Raw genomic sequence first — 590 nt, forward strand, 5'->3', positions numbered from 1 at the left:
TAAACCTGTCCCACATTCGTCGATGCGCGAGCAGAGCTCACCGCCCCGAAACAGGAGAAAGCGCTGCTAAAAATCGCCGTAAACCTGCTGGTCCCGTCTGCAACTGACGACGGCGGCTTCAATGGTCCAACCATCAATGAGTTTTTCCCCGATGCAATCTTCTTCGCGGACACTCCGTTCGAGATGAACCGAATCATCCTCATCCGCTTTCTTGCGGTTGCGGTTTTGATTCTGTTGTTCTGGCTCGGCACCCGCCGCATGAAGGTGATCCCGACCCGCATTCAGAGCCTGGCCGAAATGGGCCTGGACTTCGTGCGAGTCAACATCGCGGAAGACCTCCTCGGAAAGAAAGACGGCAGGCGCTTCCTGCCCCTGCTCACGACCATTTTCTTCATGGTCTTGTTCATGAACATCACCGGAATCATTCCGGGGCTTAATATCGCCGGTACTTCGGTGATTGGAGTACCGCTGCTTCTCGGCGTCATCTCCTACGGAGCGTTCATCTACGCCGGTGTCAAAAAGAGCCCGGCGAAGTTCTTCCGTAACTCGCTTTTCCCGCCCGGTGTTCCGCCGGCGCTGTACATCATCGT

The 590-nt window shown here is 55.9% G+C and carries 1 protein-coding gene; it reads left to right on the forward strand.

Going from position 1 to position 590, the window contains the following annotated elements:
• Positions 1 to 183 precede the first annotated feature (183 nt).
• On the forward strand, positions 184 to 590 hold a 407-nt coding region (locus tag JF66_RS20050; RefSeq protein ID WP_369798079.1), incomplete at its 3' end, for a F0F1 ATP synthase subunit A.

The sequence above is a fragment of the Cryobacterium sp. MLB-32 genome (genome assembly GCF_000738085.1).
Taxonomy (GTDB): Bacteria; Actinomycetota; Actinomycetes; order Actinomycetales; family Microbacteriaceae; genus Cryobacterium.